This is a genomic window from Mycobacterium sp. UNC410CL29Cvi84 (genome assembly GCF_000686745.1).
Classification (GTDB): Bacteria; Actinomycetota; Actinomycetes; order Mycobacteriales; family Mycobacteriaceae; genus Mycobacterium; species Mycobacterium mucogenicum_B.
Genome location: NZ_JMLM01000010.1, coordinates 1 through 19,950, shown reverse-complemented (window position 1 = coordinate 19,950; position 19,950 = coordinate 1). Strand labels below are relative to the sequence as shown.

General features: G+C 67.1%; 22 protein-coding genes. 14 read left to right on the top strand and 8 right to left on the bottom strand.

The window, feature by feature from the left end; all coding sequences use genetic code 11:
* The first annotated feature begins 30 nt into the window (after positions 1 to 30).
* Positions 31 to 498: a hypothetical protein gene (locus tag BR47_RS0114955; protein ID WP_020099991.1), complete on the top strand. Its 468-nt coding sequence runs from the start codon at positions 31 to 33 to the stop codon at positions 496 to 498.
* Between the two features lie 20 nt (positions 499 to 518).
* A complete protein-coding gene (locus tag BR47_RS0114950) occupies positions 519 to 1,538 on the top strand; it encodes an alcohol dehydrogenase (protein ID WP_029120013.1) in 1,020 nt (339 codons plus the stop codon).
* Between the two features lie 11 nt (positions 1,539 to 1,549).
* Here the strand turns inward: BR47_RS0114950 and BR47_RS0114945 are convergent, their stop codons facing one another.
* Positions 1,550 to 2,164, bottom strand: coding sequence for a DJ-1/PfpI family protein (locus BR47_RS0114945; RefSeq protein ID WP_029120012.1), 615 nt, complete (start codon positions 2,162 to 2,164; stop codon positions 1,550 to 1,552).
* A gap of 62 nt (positions 2,165 to 2,226) precedes the next feature.
* Between BR47_RS0114945 and BR47_RS0114940 the strand changes: the two genes are divergently transcribed.
* Positions 2,227 to 3,561 carry an aminotransferase-like domain-containing protein gene (locus BR47_RS0114940; RefSeq protein ID WP_029120011.1) on the top strand — a complete coding sequence of 445 codons (1,335 nt, stop codon included), beginning with the start codon at positions 2,227 to 2,229 and terminating at the stop codon, positions 3,559 to 3,561.
* Here the strand turns inward: BR47_RS0114940 and BR47_RS0114935 are convergent.
* Positions 3,530 to 4,333, bottom strand: coding sequence for an alpha/beta fold hydrolase (locus tag BR47_RS0114935; RefSeq protein ID WP_231506711.1), 804 nt, complete (start codon positions 4,331 to 4,333; stop codon positions 3,530 to 3,532). The two genes, BR47_RS0114940 and BR47_RS0114935, sit on opposite strands and share 32 nt — an antisense overlap.
* A 179-nt stretch (positions 4,334 to 4,512) precedes the next feature.
* Between BR47_RS0114935 and BR47_RS0114930 the strand changes: the two genes are divergently transcribed.
* Positions 4,513 to 5,532, top strand: coding sequence for a zinc-dependent alcohol dehydrogenase family protein (locus BR47_RS0114930; RefSeq protein WP_029120009.1), 1,020 nt, complete (start codon positions 4,513 to 4,515; stop codon positions 5,530 to 5,532).
* Positions 5,533 to 5,548: 16 nt separating this feature from the next.
* Positions 5,549 to 6,046, top strand: coding sequence for a hypothetical protein (locus tag BR47_RS30580; protein WP_051634811.1), 498 nt, complete (start codon positions 5,549 to 5,551; stop codon positions 6,044 to 6,046).
* Positions 6,047 to 6,104: 58 nt separating this feature from the next.
* Here BR47_RS30580 and BR47_RS0114920 read toward each other — a convergent pair whose 3' ends face one another.
* Positions 6,105 to 6,335, bottom strand: a complete 231-nt coding sequence (locus tag BR47_RS0114920) for a hypothetical protein (RefSeq protein ID WP_020099999.1) — start codon at positions 6,333 to 6,335, stop codon at positions 6,105 to 6,107.
* 206 nt (positions 6,336 to 6,541) lie between these two features.
* Here BR47_RS0114920 and BR47_RS0114915 point away from each other — a divergent pair, with 206 nt between their 5' ends.
* From BR47_RS0114915 to BR47_RS0114905, 3 genes are read left to right on the top strand one after another with little or no spacing between them, the layout of a single operon-like run.
* Positions 6,542 to 7,183 (top strand): response regulator, encoded by a 642-nt coding sequence (locus BR47_RS0114915; RefSeq protein ID WP_020100000.1) that lies wholly within the window; start codon positions 6,542 to 6,544, stop codon positions 7,181 to 7,183.
* A gap of 1 nt (position 7,184) precedes the next feature.
* Positions 7,185 to 8,387 (top strand): sensor histidine kinase, encoded by a 1,203-nt coding sequence (locus tag BR47_RS0114910; protein WP_029120007.1) that lies wholly within the window; start codon positions 7,185 to 7,187, stop codon positions 8,385 to 8,387.
* A 40-nt stretch (positions 8,388 to 8,427) separates the two neighbouring features.
* A complete protein-coding gene (locus tag BR47_RS0114905) occupies positions 8,428 to 9,324 on the top strand; it encodes an alpha/beta fold hydrolase (RefSeq protein ID WP_029120006.1) in 897 nt (298 codons plus the stop codon).
* A gap of 164 nt (positions 9,325 to 9,488) precedes the next feature.
* Here BR47_RS0114905 and pntB read toward each other — a convergent pair whose 3' ends face one another.
* The 3 genes from pntB to BR47_RS33110 form a co-directional block, all read right to left on the bottom strand.
* A complete protein-coding gene (gene pntB, locus BR47_RS0114900) occupies positions 9,489 to 10,919 on the bottom strand; it encodes a Re/Si-specific NAD(P)(+) transhydrogenase subunit beta (protein ID WP_020100003.1) in 1,431 nt (476 codons plus the stop codon).
* A gap of 35 nt (positions 10,920 to 10,954) precedes the next feature.
* Positions 10,955 to 12,478, bottom strand: a complete 1,524-nt coding sequence (locus BR47_RS0114895) for a Re/Si-specific NAD(P)(+) transhydrogenase subunit alpha (RefSeq protein ID WP_029120005.1) — start codon at positions 12,476 to 12,478, stop codon at positions 10,955 to 10,957.
* A 254-nt stretch (positions 12,479 to 12,732) separates the two neighbouring features.
* Positions 12,733 to 12,846, bottom strand: a complete 114-nt coding sequence (locus BR47_RS33110) for a hypothetical protein (RefSeq protein ID WP_177127396.1) — start codon at positions 12,844 to 12,846, stop codon at positions 12,733 to 12,735.
* A 152-nt stretch (positions 12,847 to 12,998) separates the two neighbouring features.
* Here BR47_RS33110 and BR47_RS0114885 point away from each other — a divergent pair, with 152 nt between their 5' ends.
* Complete coding sequence (locus BR47_RS0114885) at positions 12,999 to 13,691, top strand: TetR/AcrR family transcriptional regulator (RefSeq protein ID WP_029104872.1); 693 nt, start codon at positions 12,999 to 13,001, stop codon at positions 13,689 to 13,691.
* 30 nt (positions 13,692 to 13,721) lie between these two features.
* Positions 13,722 to 15,518: an acyl-CoA dehydrogenase gene (locus BR47_RS0114880; protein ID WP_020100007.1), complete on the top strand. Its 1,797-nt coding sequence runs from the start codon at positions 13,722 to 13,724 to the stop codon at positions 15,516 to 15,518.
* On the opposite strand, the gene BR47_RS0114875 is transcribed toward BR47_RS0114880, so the two are convergent.
* On the bottom strand, positions 15,515 to 16,132 hold the full coding sequence (locus BR47_RS0114875; RefSeq protein WP_029120004.1) for a TetR/AcrR family transcriptional regulator C-terminal domain-containing protein: 618 nt from the start codon (positions 16,130 to 16,132) through the stop codon (positions 15,515 to 15,517). The genes BR47_RS0114880 and BR47_RS0114875 overlap by 4 nt on opposite strands.
* A 123-nt stretch (positions 16,133 to 16,255) precedes the next feature.
* On the opposite strand from BR47_RS0114875, the gene BR47_RS0114870 reads away from it, so the two are divergent.
* Entirely contained in the window at positions 16,256 to 17,446 is a 1,191-nt protein-coding gene (locus tag BR47_RS0114870; RefSeq protein ID WP_029120003.1) for an FAD-dependent monooxygenase, read from the top strand.
* Here BR47_RS0114870 and BR47_RS0114865 read toward each other — a convergent pair.
* On the bottom strand, positions 17,443 to 18,531 hold the full coding sequence (locus BR47_RS0114865) for an alcohol dehydrogenase catalytic domain-containing protein (protein WP_029120002.1): 1,089 nt from the start codon (positions 18,529 to 18,531) through the stop codon (positions 17,443 to 17,445). The two genes, BR47_RS0114870 and BR47_RS0114865, sit on opposite strands and share 4 nt — an antisense overlap.
* Positions 18,532 to 18,557: 26 nt before the next feature.
* On the opposite strand from BR47_RS0114865, the gene BR47_RS0114860 reads away from it, so the two are divergent.
* The 3 genes from BR47_RS0114860 to BR47_RS32615 all read left to right on the top strand — a co-directional run.
* Complete coding sequence (locus BR47_RS0114860; protein WP_020100011.1) at positions 18,558 to 18,989, top strand: acyl-CoA thioesterase; 432 nt, start codon at positions 18,558 to 18,560, stop codon at positions 18,987 to 18,989.
* 189 nt (positions 18,990 to 19,178) lie between these two features.
* The gene (locus BR47_RS0114855; protein ID WP_029120001.1) at positions 19,179 to 19,622 is read left to right on the top strand and encodes an SRPBCC family protein; all 444 of its coding nucleotides are present in this window, start codon (positions 19,179 to 19,181) and stop codon (positions 19,620 to 19,622) included.
* A 108-nt stretch (positions 19,623 to 19,730) separates the two neighbouring features.
* A partial coding sequence (locus BR47_RS32615; protein WP_155987071.1) for a leucine zipper domain-containing protein occupies positions 19,731 to 19,950 on the top strand: 220 nt, incomplete at its 3' end.

The following is a 19,950-nucleotide window of genomic DNA, read 5'->3' as shown; positions in this document are numbered from 1 at the left end:
AGTAGCTCCGGCAACCGAGAGGACCGACCAGTGTCCAACATTCGCTTCCAAGCCACCACGTCGGCCACGCCGGAGCAATTCGTCGAAGGCCTCACCGACTTCGGGCCGGGCCGTGAGCAGGTCTTTCCGAACAGCGCCGACTCCTACCTCGAGGTGCACTACCTCGTACCCGGCCGTGCCGACGTCACCGAGGGTTCGGGCGGGATCTGGGAACGGCTGACCTATAACTGGACCGACCCCACCCGGGTGCTGCTGACGACGACCGACTCGAACGTGTTCGGTGGTGCGTCCGGCTATGTCTACACGCTGACGCGGCAGGGCGACGGTACGACGCACGTCGACCTCGAGATCGTGCGTGAGGGCAAGAACGTCAGGGGCAAGGCGCTGGCGTGGGTGCTGGGCTCTGTCGGCAAGGGCTCGTTACGAAAAGCGTTCAACCGCAGTGTCCGTGGCATCGAAGCGCGTAGCGGATCTGCCGTACCGCCGAGTGCCAACTGAATTCGATCAAAGGAATATCAATGTCTACTTATCGCGCCTTTCAGGTCACCGGCCAGGCCCACTTCGAGCTGGTGGAGCGGCCCTTGCTCGAGCCACTCCCGGGTCAGGTGCGCTTCCGCGTACAGAGTTGCGGGGTGTGCCACAGCGACGTCCTCGCCGTCGAGGGGCAGCGGCCCGACCCGCACCTGCCTGTCGTACCCGGTCATGAAGCCGTCGGCGTGATCGACGCCATCGGTGCCGGCGTCACCGGTTGGCAGGTCGGTGACCGCGTCGGCGTCGGCTTCCTCGGTGGCCACTGCGGCGTCTGTGCATCCTGCCGCCGTGGTGATTTCGTCAACTGCAGCGATCAGCCCTGGTTCGGCACCAACACCGACGGAGGCTATGCCGAGGTCGCGTATGCCCGGGCCAGCGGATTGGTCCGGATCCCCGATGGGATCGACTCCGTGGCCGCCTCGCCGTTGCTGTGCGCCGGCATCACGACGTACAACGCTGTGCAGCTGGTCCATGCGGCGCCGGATTCGCTTGTGGCCGTGCAGGGTATCGGCGGCCTGGGACATCTGGGCGTGCAGTACGCGCACAAGCTCGGCTACCGGGTTGCGGCCATCGCCCGGGGCACCGACAAGGCTGCGCTGGCCACCGAGCTCGGCGCGGATCACTACATCGACAGTGCCGCAACCGATCCCGCGGAGGCGTTGCAGGAACTCGGCGGCGCTGAAGCCGTCGTGGCCACGGCGTCGAGCGGCTCGTCGATGGCGCCGCTGCTGGCCGGACTGAAGCCGCGTGGCCAACTGATCGTCGTCGGTGTCGCGGGAGACCCGATTCCGGTGAACACCGTGGACTTGGTCACCGCCAGCCGGTCGATCGTCGGTAGCCTCACCGGCACCCCCATCGAAAACGAGGACGGCATGAACTTCAGTGCCGCGCACGGGGTTGCCGCGATGACCGAGGTGCTGCCGTTCGACGAGGCGCCGAAGGCCTACGCGCGCATGATGTCCGGGGACGCGCGTTTCCGCGTCGTGCTCGATATGCAGGACCGGTAGCCGCGGCGCGATCAGGCAGCGGCAGCGCGGTCGAGATACGGCGTGATGTTCCGCAGTGCGCGGGCGACGTAATCGTCCTTCTCGCCAACGGGTGCCACGTAGCGCAGGGCTTCGACAGCGGCGTCGACGCCCTCGCTACGGGCGATGAGCCACCCCGCCAGATACGCCGACGACAGGCACCCACCGGCCGTCGCGACATTGCCCTTGGCGAACAGCGGTTGGTCGAGGACGTCGACTCCGGCCGCCTGCACCCAGGGCTTGGTTGTTGAATCGGTGCACGCCGGAACTCCGTCCAGGAGGCCGAGTTTGGCGAGCACCAACGTGCCCGAGCACTGCGCAGCCAACAGTTGCCGAGACGGGTCCAGCTTCAGGAGTGCCATCAACCTCTGGTCGGCGACCACCTCGCGCGTCCGGATACCACTGCCGACGATGACCGCATCGGCGGAACACGCCTGCTCCAGGTCGATGTGGGATTCGATGACGACGCCGTTCATCGAGCGGACGCGGGGGCTCGGGCTGGCGATGGACACGCGCCAATCCGCCTTGCGGACCCGGTTGAGCACGCCCAGTGCGATCAGCGAATCGAGTTCGTTGTAGCCGTCGAAGGTGAGGATGGCGATGTGCATGCTCCGAGCCTAGGATCGCCAATTCAATACGATCAACAAATTGTCATGCATACAATGCGGGTGTGGGTCGGGCTCGCTACAAGGCCGTCGTGGATGCGTTGGCGGCAGACATCCGCGCCGGCGTGATCCCTCCTGGCACCCGACTGCCGACCCACCGGGAGCTCGCCGCGCGCGAAGGACTGGCGCTGGTCACGGCCACCCGCGTCTACGCCGAACTCGCCGAGATGGGACTGGTCAGCGGCGAAGCCGGCCGGGGCACTTTCGTCCGGGAATCGTCGCTGCCGCTCCGCGACAACGTCTCGGAGCGGGCATTCGCCGACGATGTCGTGGATTTGAACTTCAACTATCCGTCGGTTCCGGGACAGGCCGATCAGTTGCGAAATGCATTGCGGGGCTTGGCCTCATCGGGTGATCTCGACGCCCTGTTGCGCTACCAGCCCCACGGTGGGCGGCTGCACGAACGAGCTTCGGCCGCACTGCATCTGGAGCGACGCGGCCTGAGCGTCCCGGCTGAACGCGTGCTCATCGTCAGCGGCGCGCAGCACGGATTGGCGGTCACCGCGCTGGCGATGCTGCAACCCGGTGACGTGGTGGCCGTCGATGCCCTCAGTTACCCCGGCTTCAAGGTGCTGGCGCAGGTGCTCCGGCTCGAGATGGCGCCACTTCCGGCCGGGAACGAGGGACCCGACCTGGATGCGTTCGAGGAGTTGTGCCGTACGCGGCCGGTCCGGGCGATCTACACCATGCCGACGCTGCACAACCCGCTGGGATGGGTGACGCCGGCGCCCTGCCGCGAGACCCTCGTCGAGATCGCGCGCCGGCACGGTGTGACGATCATAGAGGACGCGTCGTACGCATATCTGGTCGAGCGACCGCCCGCGCCGCTGGCGGTGCTTGCCCCGGAACTGACCGTCTACGTGTCGGGGCTGTCGAAGAGCGTGGCCACCGGTCTCCGGGTCGGATTCGTCGTTCCGCCAGCACAATTCATCGGTGCCTTCGAACGGGCCATCCGGGGGACGACGTGGAACACGCCACCGTTGATCACCGCCATCGCCGCCGGGTGGCTCAACGACGGCACCGTCACCCGGCTGGAAGCGGACAAGCGAGCCGACGCCCGGCGTCGGCAGGCGGTCGCCCGCGAAGTGCTGTCCGGACTGGACGTCGTGGGCAATCCGTCGTCGTACTTCCTGTGGCTTCCGCTGCCCGGTGAGGCGCGCGCCGATCAAGTGGCGACGGATCTGCTGCGCGAGACGGTGTCGGTGTCCACCGCAGAGCCCTTTGCCATGACCAAGAACCCGCCGCACGCGATCCGGGTGGCACTGGGGTCGGTGGAGATCGACGTGCTGGCCCAGTCACTCGAAACCGTCAAGCGGGTGATCGACGCTCACACTTGGTGACTTGGACAGAGTCGGCGAAGTCCAGGATCATCGCCGCGACGGCGTCCGGGAATTCGACATGCAGCCAATGGCCACCGGACTCGATGGTGCGGACGTCTGGCTCACCAAAACGCGAGGCGATGGCGTCGGCAAGCTCGCCGGTGACGAAACCGTCTGCGCCGCCGCGGATCACGAGCGCCGGTCCCGGGAATGCGCTGGTGGCGGGTGCGTCGGCCGCGCCGCCGTTCCACACGTCGACGTAATGGGCGGCGACGCCCGGCACCAGGTGCCTGCCGATGTCGGTGAGGCGGTCGAGCTGGTCGTCGCTGAGGTGGGGGGATATCGCGGTCCGCGCCGCGCGCTGTGCGATGCTGTCGCCGTCGAGGGCGTGGAACTGCGCAACCACGTCGCCGGGTAAGTGTCTGCCGCCCAACGGAACTGGAGTGAGTAGCACCAAGCCCGTGACCCGGTCGGGATGCGCGGCCGCGGCCAGCTCGGCAACCTGCGAACCGAGGCTCTGGCCGACCACGATCACCGGTCCGGTGATGCTGTCGATCAGGGCGCCCGCCTCGGCGGCGAGCGCAGCCAGCGTGATAGCGCTTGTGTCCCTGGCGGTCCCGGCGCGACGACCGAATTCCGGCAGGTCGTACCGCACCGTCGCAACGTTGTCGCCCAGGCCGTCGATCACGCCATCCCACACGGTCAGGTCATCGAGGAAACCGTGAATCAGAAGCACGGTCGGCGCATTCGGGGCGTGAGCCAACGTCCGGACGACGGGAACTCGATAGGGCACCTGGTCTGCATGTGCGGCGCTCCTTTCGTCTCGCTGCCGGCACAACATCCACGATGTCGGCACCCGCCGGAGGTATGGGTCACCGCGGTGATCCTGGTACCGGCAGGGTCAGCCAATCTGGGCCGAATTCGGCAGCGCCAGTCGTTATGGGTTCTAGAACCGAGTGGAGGGATGCCGAGATGCCAACAATGCGGGCCGTCGTGGCGACCAGAATGGGCGAACCGGCCGAGGTCCTGCAGCTGCAGACGCGGCCGATTCCGGAACCCGGCCCCGGCCAGGTGCGGATTCGGGTGACCATGGTGCCGGTCCACGCCAGTGACCTACACACCGTGCGTGGTCGCTACGGCTTCGTCCCGGAGTTCCCCACCACGCCGGGCATCGAGTCCGTCGGCATCATCGACGAAATCGGTAGCGGCGTCGATGGTTTGGCGGTTGGGCAACGCGTCATCACCGCCGGAATCCGGGGCACCTGGCAGGAATACCTCGTCGCCGACGCCGAGCGCGTGCTGCCGGTGCCTGCCGGCATGAGCGACTCCACCGCCGCCCAGCTGCTCAGCAATCCGCTCACGGCCGTCATCCTGACCGGTGACGTCCTGGACGTCCAGCCCGGCGAATGGCTCCTGCAGACAGCGGCAGGTTCCACCGTCGGGCAGTCGGTCATCCAACTCGGCACGCACTTCGGCTTCAAGACCCTCAACGTGGTTCGGCGCCGCGCCGCGGTCGACGACATCGTCGCCCTGGGCGGGACGGCGGTGATCAGTACCGAGGACGAGGACATCCGCGAGCGGGTGGCCGAAATCGTCGGCGACGAAGGCGTATTCAAGGCCATCGACAGTGTGAGCGGCCAGGTGGGCGCGGACGTGTCACGGGCGCTGGCGCCGGGTGGCGAACTCGTCGTCTACGGCGCGCTGTCGACGCACCGCCAAACGGAGGCCGACAAACTGACCATTCCGGTCTTCGCCCGTTCCCTGATCTACGAGGCCAAGACCGTACGCGGCTTCTGGCTGTTCCGCTGGTTCAACCAGACGCCGAAAGACCGCATGACCGCCACCATCAACCGAACGATCGAACTCGTCGACAGTGGCGCCGTGCACGTCCCCGAGGGGCAGCTGATCCCCGTCGAAAACTTCAGCGAGGCAGTCTATTTGGCTGAAGCGCCAGCACACGGCGGTAAACCGCTGCTGGTGTTCGAATCATAGAACCGGGAGAAACACCATGACCGCACCAGACGAGCACAAGCTCGAGAACCAAGCCACGCATCTGACCTACTACCCGCACTGGCTGGACAACCTCGCCGACGACGTCATCCTGCAGGGTGCCGTGTTCAACGGCGAAGTCCGTGGCGCAGAGCAAGTGGGGAAGATGCTGAGCTTCGCGCGGAGCCTGTACGCCTACCAGGACTTCCGCTTCTACGGCCGGCGTGGCGATCTCTTCCTGGAGGATTACCAGTCCCGCATCCGAGGCACCGAGGCCTACCGTGCCGGCGGGGTGGAGATCTACAACTTCGTCGTCGTGTACTTCAACGAGGACGGCGAGACCAGCCATCTCGTGATGAACCACCGGCCGCAGGCGGCGGCCCTGCTGTTCTCGTCGCTGCTGCGAGACCATTTCGGCGATGCCTTCGATTCGGCCATCTTCTACAGCGGCGACCCCGGGCCCGATGCGCTCGACCACGACCTGTCGCGAGGCGCGTGGCCGAAGTCGGACGGCTGACCAACAGCGGATTCCCTCCCCGCGACGACTTCGGGGAGGGAATCCGGGCTCGGGGTGGTCAGCGGCCCTGCAGGGCAGCCACGCGGTAGATGCCGTGGTGCCAGAGCACGCCGGGCAGCGGCATCCCGGCGGGCGGAGCCGTGATCGACGGGGTGGCGACGATGGCCGGCGGACGGACGTCGGGTCCGAGGGTCGTGGCGCCGGCGGCGCCGGCCAGGCCGAGTGCCGAGCCGCCGAGAACGCCGGCGGCGATGATCGAGAAGCCGAAGGTGCGGGCCGTGATGTTCATGTGAATTCCCCTGTGTCAGTGGACTTTTGGTGTCTTGCTCCGGTGTGTTCCGGTGATGACTCAAGAGTGCCTGGCCGCGGAGCCCGCGGGTATCGGGTAATCGGCCGAGTTGTCGGAGGATTCCCGTGTCCACCGATCGGGGGACACGCAGCCGTCAATTTGCGATCGGAGTTACTTTTCGCTGGTCGCCGTGCGACGCTGACGGCATGAACGACGAACGGGTTCGCGTGGTGGTGGGTGACGACCACCCGATGTTTCGCGACGGCGTCGTCCGCGCGCTGACGGCGAGTGGCGCCATCGAGGTACTGGCCGAAGCCGACGACGGCACGTCGGCGTTGGAGGCGATCCGCACCCACAAGCCTCAGGTCGCTCTGCTGGATTACCGCATGCCCGGCATGGACGGCGCCGAGGTGGCCGCGGCGGTCGTGCGCGACGGCCTGCCGACCCGGGTCCTGTTGCTCTCTGCGCATGACGAGGCCGAGATCGTGTACCGGGCGTTGCAGGAAGGCGCGGCCGGCTTCCTGCCGAAGGAGTCGACGCGCAGCGAGCTCGTCAACGCGATCCTCGAATGTGCGAAGGGCCGCGACGTCGTCGCACCGAGCCTGGCCGCGGGGCTCGCCGGTGAGATCCGGCGTCGCGCCGAGCCGGACGCCCCGGTGCTCAGCCCGCGCGAACGCGAGGTGCTGCAGCTGATCGCCAAGGGCGCGACCATCCCAACCATGGCCAAGGAGCTGTTCCTGGCGCCATCGACGGTCAAGACCCACGTGCAGCGGCTCTACGAGAAGCTCGGGGTCGGGGACCGCGCGGCGGCCGTGGCCGAGGCGATGCGTCGGAAGCTGCTGGACTGACGTGAGCCCGACACTCAGCCGGATCGGGGAGTACCTGGCCGCCGAACCGGTGCGGATTTCCGCCGGACTACGGCTCCCGCTGATCGCGCTGATCGGTGTCCTGGTGTGGATCTGGGAGGTCGACCACTGGCTGCCCGAGCTGTACGCCGTGATCCTGGGCCTGTATGCCGTCGCCGCGGTGATCTGGCTGGTGGCGGTGCTGCGCGGGCCCGTACCGCGCTGGGCGGACTGGGCGTCGACCGGCATCGACCTGGTGGTGATCCTGGCACTGTGCCTGGTGTCCGGCGGCGCGACCGCGGCCCTGCTGCCCGTCTTCTTCCTGCTGCCCATCTCGGTGGCATTCCAGGACCGGCCGCTGATGACCGCGGCGATCGGGACCCTGACGGCGACGGGCTATCTGGCGGTGTGGATCTTCTACTCCAAACACGACGACCGCATGGGCCTGCCGAACATGGTCTACACGCACTTCGGATTCCTCGTGTGGCTGGCGGTGGCCACCACCGTGCTGTGCTTCGTGTTGGTGCGTCGTCAGGAGCGCGTGCAGGCTCTGCAGGAGGTGCGCCGCCAGCTGGTGTCCGAAGCCATGCAGTCCGACGAGCGGCACAACCGGGAGGTCGCCGAAGGGCTGCACGACGGCCCGTTGCAGACGCTGCTGGCGGCCAGGCTGCAGCTCGACGAGGTCCGGGAGCGGACCCCGGGGCCCGAACTCGACGCGGTCTACGCCGCGCTGGAAGACACGGCGACGGCACTGCGCTCGACGGTCACCGAGCTGCATCCGCAGGTGCTCGCCCAGCTCGGCCTGACGCCGGCGGTGCGGGAACTGCTGCGGCAGTTCGAGTCTCGCGGCCGGATCGCGGTACGCGCCGACCTCGAGGAAGTGGGCAAGCCGGATTCGCAGCAGCTGCTCTACCGCGCGGCCCGTGAGCTGCTGACCAACATCGGCAAGCATGCCCAGGCCACGACGGTGTCGGTGCGGTTGGGCCGCATCGGCAATCGCGTCGTCCTGACCGTCGCCGATGACGGCGTCGGGTTCGACCCCGCGGTGGTGTCACGGTACGTGGCCGACGGACACATCGGGCTGGGCTCGCTGCTGGCGCGGTTCGACGCGATGGGTGGGTCGATGCTCGTCGACTCCGCCGGCGGTGGCGGAACCCGGGTGACGGTGACTTCGCCACCCGAGCGCGAGCTGGGGGGCAACAGATAATTCGTCGCTGGGAGTGGGCCCGCGGCGGTAGCGTCGCGCCATGAAACTGCGCATTCTGGTGGGCCTGCTGGTGGCTGCGGTGGTGGCCTTGGTCGTCAACGCCGTGGTGGTGGCGCACACCAGCCGCGCGGCAGAACCGTTCGCCGGCGGCCACGTGCTCACACTCGACGGCCCAGACCTGAACGTCCGCGAGTACGGGCCGCCCGGTGACCGGGCAATCGTTCTGCTGCACGGGTATTCGGCGTCCATCGAGTGGTGGGAGAAGGTCGCCCCGGCACTGGCCGCACATCAGCGGGTGATCGCCGTCGACCTTGTCGGGCATGGTGGCTCGGAGGCGCCGACCGATGCGGCGCCGTATCACGCCGACGGTCAGGCCGAGGCCGTCCACCGCGCGCTCGAGGCGCTGGGTGTCCGGCATGCCGAACTGGTGGGGCATTCGATGGGCGGTGAGGTCTCTGCCGCGTTCGCCACCAAGTACCCGGAAATGGTTGAGCGCGTGGCGGTTTCCGATACCCCGGCCGGCGAGGATCTGGTCGCGATGCCGCTGCTCGGCAGGATGCTGTGCTGGCCCGTCATCGGGCCCGCGCTGGACCGCTTCCGCGGCGTCGACGCGATCAGTGAAAGCTCGCTGCAGACCGGGTTTGCCGCCGACTACCCCGTTCCGGCGTTGGCATTTCGGTCCCTGAAACAGCTCAATTACGCGGGCGTGTGTGACTCCAAGGAGCCCGGCCGTCCGGTGGTGGAGACGTTGAAGGGGCTGGGCAAGCCGGTGCTGGTGTTGTGGGGCGACAAGGACGTCCTGACGCCGACGGCGTCGAACGTCGCGCGCTACACCGCCGCGGGCCTGCCGCCGCACCTCATCGCAGGCTCCGGGCACAGCCCGATGGTCGAGAAGCCGGACCAGTTCCTCGCAGCGATAGGCGATTTCGTGCGCTGATGGGTGCCCGGCGGCCCGGGATGGCGGGAGACGCGAACACAACGTCAGGCTGGGAGCGCAGATAACCGTATATGGCTTCAGCGACGCTCTCAGACTGACGTTGTGTCGGGCACCGACACGAAAGGCCTCCAATCCTGATGGATTGGAGGCCTTTTCGTGTACTGCTACAGCGCGGCGAGGATGTCGTTGACGCGGTCGCGGGCGTCGCCGAACAGCATCTGGGTGTTGTCGCGGAAGAACAGCGGGTTCTGCACGCCGGCGTAGCCCGAGGCCATGGAGCGCTTGAACACGATGACGTTGTCGGCGTTCCAGACGGTGAGCACCGGCATGCCGGCGATCGGGCTGCCCGGATCTTCGGAGGCGGCCGGGTTCACGGTGTCATTGGCACCGATCACCAAAACGACTGCGGTGTCGTCGAAGTCGTCGTTGATCTCGTCCATCTCGAGCACGATGTCGTAAGGCACCTTGGCCTCGGCGAGCAGCACGTTCATGTGGCCGGGCAGGCGGCCGGCGACGGGGTGGATACCGAAGCGGACGTTGACGCCCTTCTCGCGCAGCTTGCGGGTCAGGTCCGCGACGCCGTACTGGGCCTGGGCCACGGCCATGCCGTAGCCGGGGGTGATGATCACGGAGTCGGCCGAGCCGAGCAGCTCGGCGGCGCCCTCGGCGGTGATCTCGCGGTGCTCGCCGTAGTCCTTGTCTTCGGCGGGGCCGGCTTCGATGCCGAAGCCGCCGGCGATGACGGAGATGAACGACCGGTTCATGGCCTTGCACATGATGTAGGACAGGTAGGCACCGGAGGAGCCGACGAGCGCGCCGGTGATGATCAGCAGGTCATTCGACAGCAGGAAGCCCGAGGCGGCCGCGGCCCAACCGGAGTAGCTGTTGAGCATCGAGACGACGACGGGCATGTCGCCACCGCCGATGGAGGCGACCAGGTGCCAGCCCAGCAGCAGGGCCAGGACGGTGACGCCGACCAGCAGCCACAGGTTCGGGGAGATGACGAACCACACCGTCAGCGCCACGAACAGCACCAGCGAGCCGACGTTGAGGAAGTTCTTGCCGGGCAGCATCAGCGGCGAGGAGCTGATCTTGGCCGAGAGCTTCAGGTTGGCCACGATCGAACCGGTGAAGGTCACCGCACCGATGAACACGCCGATGAAGACCTCGGCGGAGTGGATGCCGAGCATGCCTTCCTTGGCCAGCTCGAGGGCGCCCTGGCCGTCGAGCTCGTGCTCGACGTGCAGGTAGCCGGACCAGCCGACGAGCACGGCGGCCAGACCCACGAAGCTGTGCAGCAGCGCGATCAGCTCGGGCATGCCGGTCATCTCGACGATGCGGGCACGCCACAGGCCGATGGCGGCACCGATGGCCATGGCACCGACCAGCAGCGCCAGGCCGAGCGGCTCGATCTTGTTGTTGACGGCCAGCACGATAGTCGCGATCAGGGCGACGCCCATGCCGGCCATACCGAAGGCGTTACCGGCCTTGGAGGTCTCGTGCTTGGACAGCCCGGCCAGAGCGAGGATGAACAACAGGGCGGCGACGACGTAGGCCGCGTTCGCCACGTTGGTGATGGTTTCTGCGTTGAACATGAATCCGTTCCAAAGGTTCTTTAGGTCAGCAGGCTCTAGCTGCGGGAGAACATGGCCAGCATGCGGCGGGTCACCGCGAAGCCACCGAAGACGTTGATGCTGGCGAGCAGAATCGCCACGGCCGCCAGGGCGGTGATCGGGGTGTTGTGGTGCCCGATCTGCAGCAGTGCGCCGACCACGATGATTCCGGAGATCGCGTTGGTCACCGACATCAGCGGGGTGTGCAGGGCGTGGTGCACGTGCCCGATCACGTAGTAGCCGATCACGATCGCCAGGGCGAACACCGTCAGGTGGACCTGCAGGGCGGCCGGGGAGGCGGCGATCAGCACGAACAGGACTGCGGCCGCGGCGAAGGTGATGCCCAGACGACGCTGCGTCGACATCGGCTCCTTGGCCTGCGAGACCACCGGGGTCGCGTCGGCCTTGGCGGCCGGGGCTGCGGAGACCTGCACCGGCGGCGGGGGCCAGGTGATCTCGCCGTCGCGGACCACGGTCACGCCGCGCTGCACCACGTCGTCGAAGTCCAAGACGACCTGGCCGTCCTTCTCCGGGGTGAGCAGCTTGAGCAGGTTGACCAGGTTGGTGCCGTACAGCTGCGAGGCCTGCGCGGGCAGGCGGCCGGCCAGGTCGGTGTAGCCGATGATCGTCACGCCGTTGTCGGTGACGATGGCCTGGTCCTTGACGGTGCCTTCGACGTTGCCGCCGTTGGCCGCGGCCATGTCGACGATCACCGAACCGGGCTTCATCGAGGCCACCATGTCGGCGGTGATGATCCGCGGCGCGGGGCGGCCCGGGATCAGCGCGGTGGTGATGATGATGTCGACGTCTTTGGCCAGTTCGGCGTAGAGCTCGGCTTCGCGGGCCTTGTAGTCGTCGCCCATTTCCTTGGCGTAGCCCGTCGCGGACACTTCGCCGGCGTTGGGGTCGACCGACACGTACTCACCGCCGAGGGAGGCGACCTGGTCGGCGACCTCGGGGCGGGGGTCGGTGGCCCGCACGACGGCGCCGAGCGATCCGGCGGCACCGATCGCGGCCAGACCGGCGACACCGGCACCGACGACGAGGACCTTGGCCGGGGGGACCTTGCCGGCTGCGGTGACCTGGCCGGTGAAGAACCGGCCGAAGGCGTGGGCGGCCTCGACGACGGCGCGGTAGCCGGCGATGTTGGCCATCGAGGACAGCACGTCCAGGGACTGTGCGCGCGAGATGCGCGGCACCGCGTCCATGGCCAGCACCGTGATCGGGCGGGTCGCGAGCTTTTCGACCAGTTCCGGCTTCAGCGCGGGGGAGATGAGCGAGACCAGGGTGGCGCCGTCCTTGAGGGACGCGATCTCGGCGTCGTCAGGTGCGTTGACCTTCAGCACGATGTCGGCGGCCCAGGGGGAGCCGATGTCGGCGCCGGCCTCTACATAGGCGGCGTCGGAGAAACTGGACAAGTCGCCCGCGCCGGACTCAACCACTACCGAATAGCCGAGCTTGATCAGCTGCCCGACAGTTGCAGGAGTGGCGGCAACCCGCGTCTCACCAGCCAGAGACTCGCGGGGAATCCCGATGATCATCGAATCCGATCCGATCTGTGTTGGTTTGCTTGCAAGAGTCTCCCCCATCCACGTCGGGACGGTGCTCTTGCCCCCCTATACCAGTTAGCAATCGCTTATAAATTAGCAGTCGCTCATAATGCGACCAAAAGTCCGGTGCCGGGGCGTTGCCTGGATATGTCTACGTCATCCGCACGGATTTGGGTACACGCAATTCCGACCGGTGGGACGCCGCGCGCCAACACACCGGTCGGTGAGGTGGAATTCTCGGGTGGTTACACCGGTGGGTACGCCGGGGGCGGGTACACGCCGCGCAGGCCCCACGGGACCCAGTTGAAGAAGTACTCGACCTCGTCGCTCGCGTCGTAGTCCGGGCTCGGATCCATCAGGTGCCTCCAACCGACAAGCTTGTTACTCGCGAGCTTAGCTGCTGGGTCCCGGTTGCGAGTGGCGGATCGGTCGTCGATATGCCACGGCATAGACTGGCCAACCAGTTGATTGGGTCCCGGGCCGTGCGCCCGGCTGCATAGAGTGAGCTGACATGTCCTCAGAGTCGTCGACAAAAGGTTCTGCCACGGGATCGCCCGCGGGCGCCTCGGCTGCGTCGAACGGGTCGAACGGCTCGTCGCGGCGCGAGGAGTTGCTGGCGGTGGCCGCCAAATTGTTCGCGGCCCGTGGCTACCACGGGACGCGGATGGACGACGTCGCCGACGCCGTCGGACTCAACAAGGCGACCGTCTACCACTACTACGCCAGCAAGTCGCTGATCCTCTGGGACATCTACAAGTCGACCGCCGACTTCACCGTCGACGCGCTGCACGACGACCCGACGGCCTCGGCGCGCGAGACCATCTTCAACTTCACCCGGCGGCTGCTCACGGGCATCGCCAGCGACCTGGAATCCGCGGCGGTGTACTTCCAGGAGGGGCCGTACATCACCGAATGGTTCACCGAGGAGCAGGTCGCCTACATCCGCAAGGCGGAGACGACCGTCTATGAGCACGTCCGCGACGTCATCGACCGCGGTATCGCCAGCGGCGAGTTCAACGACTGCGACTCGCATGTCCTCGCGCTGGGCTACATCGGGATGACGCTGGGCGCCTACCGGTGGCTGCGGCCGCACGGCCGGCGCACGGCTTCCGAGATCGCCGTCGAATTCAGCACAGCACTGCTGCGCGGCCTGATCCGCGACGAAACGATCCGCACCGAGGACCCCCTCGGCGGCGGCGCATAGAACCCGCGATCGAGAGGTGACCGAGGTCCGATGAAATCCCAGCTGCTATCCCGCCGCGACCTCGACTTCCTCCTGTATGAGTGGCTGAAGGTCGACCAACTCACCGGCCGCAAGCGGTTCGCCGATCACTCGCGCGAGACCTTCGACGGGGTCCTGGACCTCAGTGAGCAACTGGCCGAACGCTACTTCGCGCCGCACAACAAGAAGAGCGACGCCAACGAGCCGACCTTCGACGGGCAGACCGTCACGATGGTCCCGGAGGTCAAAGAGGCGTGGGACGCGTTCGTCGGCGCCGATCTGATCGGCATGTCGATGGACGAATCGGTGGGTGGCGCGCAGTTGCCCGCCGTCGTCGCGCAGGCGGCGTTCGCCTGGATCGCCGCGGCCAACGTGTCGACGTCGGGCTACCTGATGCTGACCATCGCCAACGCGAACCTGCTGACCAAGTTCGGCACGCCCGAGCAGATCGAGACCTACGTCAAACCCATGCTGGCAGGCCGTTTTTCGGGCACCATGGCGCTCTCGGAGACGCAGGCCGGATCGTCGCTCGCCGACGTGGCCACCCGCGCCGAACCCCGCGACGACGGCACCTACCGGCTGTTCGGGTCGAAGATGTGGATCTCGGGCGCCGAACACGAGATCACCGACAACATCGTCAACCTCGTGCTGGCCAAGCTCCCCGGCGGACCGCCCGGCACCAAGGGCATCTCGCTGTTCATCGTGCCCAAGTACCTGGTGAACCCCGACGGGTCGATCGGCGAGCGCAACGACGTGGCCATTGCCGGCCTCAATCACAAGATGGGGCAACGCGGCGTCACCAACACGGTGCTGAATTTCGGTGATACGCAATTCAATCCGGGTGGCGAGAACGGCGCGGTCGGCTATCTGGTCGGCGAGCCGCACCGCGGCATCGTCTACATGTTCCAGATGATGAACGAGGCCCGGATGGCCGTGGGCATGGGCGCGGTGGCGCTCGGCTACACCGGCTACCTCAAGTCGGTGCAGTACGCGCGGGAGCGGCCGCAGGGCCGCCCGCTGGACGTCAAGGATCCGACGACGCCGCAGGTGCCTATCGTCGAACACCCCGATGTACGACGAATGCTGTTGGCGCAGAAAGCCTATGTCGAAGGTGGCATGGCGCTCGGCCTGTACTGCGCGCGGTTGGTGGACGTGCAGCACAGCGCGGAGTCCGATGCCGAGGCCGACGCGGCCGGCCTGCTGATCGACATCCTGACCCCGATCGTCAAGAGCTGGCCGTCGCAGTGGTGTCTGGAAGCCAACAACCTGGCGATCCAGGTGCACGGCGGGTACGGCTACACGCGCGAATACGACGTCGAGCAGCATTACCGTGACAACCGGCTGAACCCGATCCACGAGGGCACCAACGGCATCCAGAGCCTGGACCTGTTGGGCCGCAAGGTGACTCAGCGAGGCGGTGCGAGCCTGGCGGCGCTGGGGCAGGTCATCGCAGAGACGGTGCGCGCAGCCGACGAGTTGGGCGGCGAGGGCGCCGAATTGGCGAGCGCGCTGGATGCGTCGTGGCAGCGACTGGTCGCGGTGACCGGCGGCATGTTCGGCTCGGGCGACATTCCCGCGGTGATGGCCAACAGCCACGTCTACCTGGAAGCGTTCGGGCACATCGTGGTGGCGTGGCTGTGGCTGGAACAGTTCGTGGCGTCGGCAGGCAAGGACGGCGACTTCTATGACGGCAAGCGGCAGGCGACCCGGTACTTCTTCCGATTCGAATTGCCCAAGACCGCACCGCAATTGGACCTGCTCGAGTCGCTGGACCGCACGACGCTCGAGATGCGGGACGCCTGGTTCTAGGCGGGCGCGCCGGTGTTCGTTATCAGCCGAGTCAGGCCGTAGGCAAACTGCCTGTCGCGCGGGGTGTTTCGCAGTGTTGCCAACCCGGCGGACACGTTCGGGTACGACGTGGCGTCAATGGGTTCCCGACCGTTGTCTCGGGATTCGTCCCGCGCGAGCTTGTAGGCTGCTTGCTCCTCTATGACGAAGCCCATGACGTAGTACTGCACGGAAAAAGCGACCAAGACGGCTTCGGCCTCGGGCAGGCCGGCGGCGAGGGCGGCGCTGATTGCCGCTTCGCCGAAAGTCAACGTGTTGGGCTGGCGGACGAACGTGCCGGCCAGGACGCGTGCGCCGTCTCGATGTGACAACAATGCCGATCGCAGCCGGTGTGCGAGCTCGATCAACCGGTCGCTGCCCTGTGCGCCCGAGCCGGTTTCGTCGGCTACCCCGTGGAGCAGGTCGTCGGCGAGCGCGTCGGTCAGTCCCTGCTTGTTCTCGACGTGCCAATACAGCGTTCCGTGGTTGACGCCCAGCGACGTTGCGAGTTTGCGCATCGTCAGGGCGTCGATGCCGTGCTCCTCGATGAATGCCCAGGCACCTGCGAGGACAGCTGCTCGGTCAAGACGCGCCATCGCCTCCCTTTCCGGTCTCGAGCACGATAACAAGTCGATACTTGACCATTGGTCAAGTATCGCTCTAGCCTGGGCTGGGTCGGACCGGGCGATGGGCTCGGCCGCGGCCGAAAGGACCATGAAATGTCTTTGGCTGACCATCATTCGGCCGGTGTCGCCGGCCGCGAAGTGCTGATCTGTGGTGCGGGAATCGCCGGCATCGTCTTGGCGTACCGGCTCACCCGCGGTGGCTTCCGGGTGACCGTCGTCGAACGGGCACCGGCGTTGCGCCGTGGTGGTAACGCCGTGGACCTGCGCGGACCGGCGGTCGACATCGTCTCCGATATGGGGGTGTACGACGAGCTGCGCACGCGCGCGACCGAGCTCGCCGACTTCTATCGCATCGATCCCGCAGGCAATCGCGTCGTCACCATGGCGCCAGAAGTGATCAGCGGCGACATCGAGCTACTTCGGACCGACCTCAGCGCCGTGTTGTTCGCCGCGGCGCAGGGCGGAATCGCCTACCGCTTCAATGATTCCGTGACGTCGCTCGACGATGCCGGCGGCCACGTGGCGGTCACGTTTCAGAGCGGCACGAGCCACGGCTTCGACCTGGTCATCGGCGCCGATGGACTGCACTCGCAGACCCGAGCCCTGGCCTTCGGGCCCGAATCGGAATTCGTGCGGCATCTGGGTTGCTACCAAGCGCACTTCACCACCGACAACGTGCTGAATCTCGATCGGTCCGGGTTGTTGCTCAATCGACCCGGCCGCACCCTCGGTTGCTATAGCGTCGAGCGCAACCGCAAGATCGTCGTCGGCTTGTTCTTCGACTCGCCGGCGGTCCCCTACGACCGAACTGACGCTGCGGCTCAACAACTTTGGCTCAATGAGGCCTTCGCCGGCATGGGGTGGCGGACCGCGGAACTACTGGACGGCATGGATCACGCCGACGACTTCTATTTCGATTCCGTCGCCCAGGTCGTCGTCGGGCAGCCGCATCGGGGCCGTGTCGCGCTTGTCGGCGATGCGGCCCACAGCCCGTCGCTGTTGTCGGGAATGGGTGCGACATTGGCGATCATCGGCGCCGCGGTGCTTGCCGACGAGCTGACCACCACACCCGATGATCACCTGCGCGCCTTCAACAGGTATCACGAGCGGACGGCCGAGATGGTCACCCTGAGTCATCAACTCGCACGGGTCTCGCGGGGATGGTTCATTCAGCCCGCGGCCGGAAGTCCTTCCGCCGGAGGGGTATCCGCCGATGAACAGTCGGATGCCCTGCGGCAACGTGTTCTCGACGCGGCGAGGGCGGCCGCGCCGGCCCCGGTCTAGAACTGCACGATCTGCCGCACCGCGCGGCCGTCGGCGAGGGCGTCCATGCCGGTGTTGATGTCGTCCAGCGAGATGGTGTCGGACACCAGCTTCTCGACCGGCAGCCGACCCGAGCGCCACAGCTCGACGAAGCGCGGGATGTCCCGAGCCGGCACGGCCGACCCGAGATAGCTGCCGATCAGCGACCGTCCGTCGGCGACCAATGCCAAGGGCGACACAGAGATTCGCGCGTCGGGATGCGGTAGCCCGACCGTGATGGTCTTGCCGCCCGGGGCCGTCATGCCGATGGCGGTCTCGAGGGCCGCGGGGTGACCGGCGGCCTCGATCACCACATCGGCCTTGATGTCTCCCGGATCGGTGACGGCGTCGTGCGCGCCGAGCGCGCGAGCCTGCTCGAGCTTGTCCGGCAACCGGTCGACGGCGACCACCCGCACATCGTCGTGTGCCAGCGCCGTGAGCATCGCAGCCATCCCGACTCCGCCCATGCCGACGATCGCCACCGTCTGGCCGGGCTTCGGCTGTCCGGCGTTGAGCACCGCGCCGCCGCCGGTCAGCACCGCACAGCCGAGCAGTGAGGCGACGACGGGTGGCACGTCGGCGTCGACGGGCACCACAGAACGGCGGTCCACCACCGCGTGCGTCGCGAAGGCCGACACCCCAAGGTGATGGAGAACCGTTGCACCGCTTCGAGATAGCCGCGTGTCGCCGCCGAGCAGCGTGCCCGCGCCGTTGGCGGCGCTGCCGGGAATGCAGGGCGCAAGGCCGTCCGTCGCGCAGGACCGGCACTGGCCGCAGCGCGGCAGGAACGTCATGACGACGCGCTGCCCGACCGCCAAATCCGAAGTGCCGCCGACCTGTTCGACGATCCCGGCCGCTTCGTGACCGAGCAGCATCGGCACCGGGCGAACCCGGTTGCCGTCGACCACCGAAAGATCGGAATGACACAGCCCGGCCGCTTCGATACGGACCAGCAGCTCGCCGTCGCCCGGGGCGTCCAGGTCCAGCTCGCTGATGGTCAGCGGCTTCGATTCAGCGTACGGGCGGGCGCGCCCGATCTCTTCGAGTACGGCACCGCGAATCAACATGGCACCAGCCTGACAGACTGGCCGACATGGAGCAGGCACTGACCACCGCGGAATTCCCGGTGCACTGGCCCGTGCAGACCCGGTGGACCGACAACGACATGTTCGGCCACCTCAACAACGCGGTCTATTACGAGCTCTTCGACACCGCGATCAACGCGTGGATCAACACCACGCGCGACGTCGACCCGGTGGCCGCGCCGTGGCTCGGGGTCGTCGCAGAATCGGGCTGCCGGTACTTCGCGGAACTGAAGTTCCCGTCGCAGCTGGTCGTCGGGCTCGCGGTGACCCGGCTGGGCAACAGCAGCGTCACCTACCGCACCGGGCTGTGGGCCGACGGTGACAGCACGCCCGCGGCTGTTGGCAGCTGGGTGCACGTCTACGTCGACCGCGACACCCGTCGTCCCGTCCCCATCCCGGCGCCGATCCGGGAACTGCTGGAGACCGCCGTCGTCAGTTGACTCTGCGCTGATGGCTGAGAAGCTCGAGTAGCGGAGTGCGTCAGCTCAGGGTCAACGGCCGGACCAGCCGCCGGATGCGTTGAGCCTGTATCCAGGGCGGGAAATGTCGAGAGACATCCGCCGCCAGTTCAGGATCAACGGACGCACGCGCAAGAGGGGCGGAGCAGCGGCCTCGATATGCTCTGGGCCATGCCGATCGTGAGCAAGACCGTCGAGGTTGCCGCACCTGCAGCGCAGATCCTGGGGATCGTCGCCGACTTCGAGGCCTACCCGCAGTGGAACGAAGAGGTCACCGGCTGCTGGATCCTGCACCGCTACGACGACGGCCGGCCCAGCCAGCTGCGGCTGGACACCAAGATCCAGGGCATGGACGGCTCGTACATCCAGGCCGTCTACTACCCGGGCGACGGCCAGATTCAGACCGTCATGCAGCAGGGCAACCTGTTCTCGAAGCAGGAGCAGCTGTTCTCCGTGGTCGACCTCGGGGCCAGCGCCCTGCTGACCGTCGACATGGACGTCGAAGTCGACATGCCGGGTATCCCGTCGATGATGATCAAGAAGGTCGTGGGCGACGCGCTCGACCACCTGGCCGGCAACCTCAAGACGCGCGCCGAGCAGCTCGCCGCCGGCTAGCTGTACTGACCACGGACGTTAGGTACGGCGTGGCGTGGTGACATGAAGAAGACCTCCGAGTGAAGTGCGAGCTGTCGAGGAACGCACCAACTCATCTCGGAGGTCTTCATGTCCCACCGTAATGCTCCTTTGTCCGATACCGGGCGTCTGCGCCTGGCTCGCTGCGTCGTGGAGGATGGTTGGCCGCTGCGGCGAGCTGCCGAGCGATTCCAGGTCGCGGTGAGCACGGCGGCTCGCTGGGCCGGCCGCTACCGCGAACTCGGCGCTGCCGGCATGAGCGATCGCAGCTCACGACCGCACCACAGCCCCAACAGAACACCCACACGAA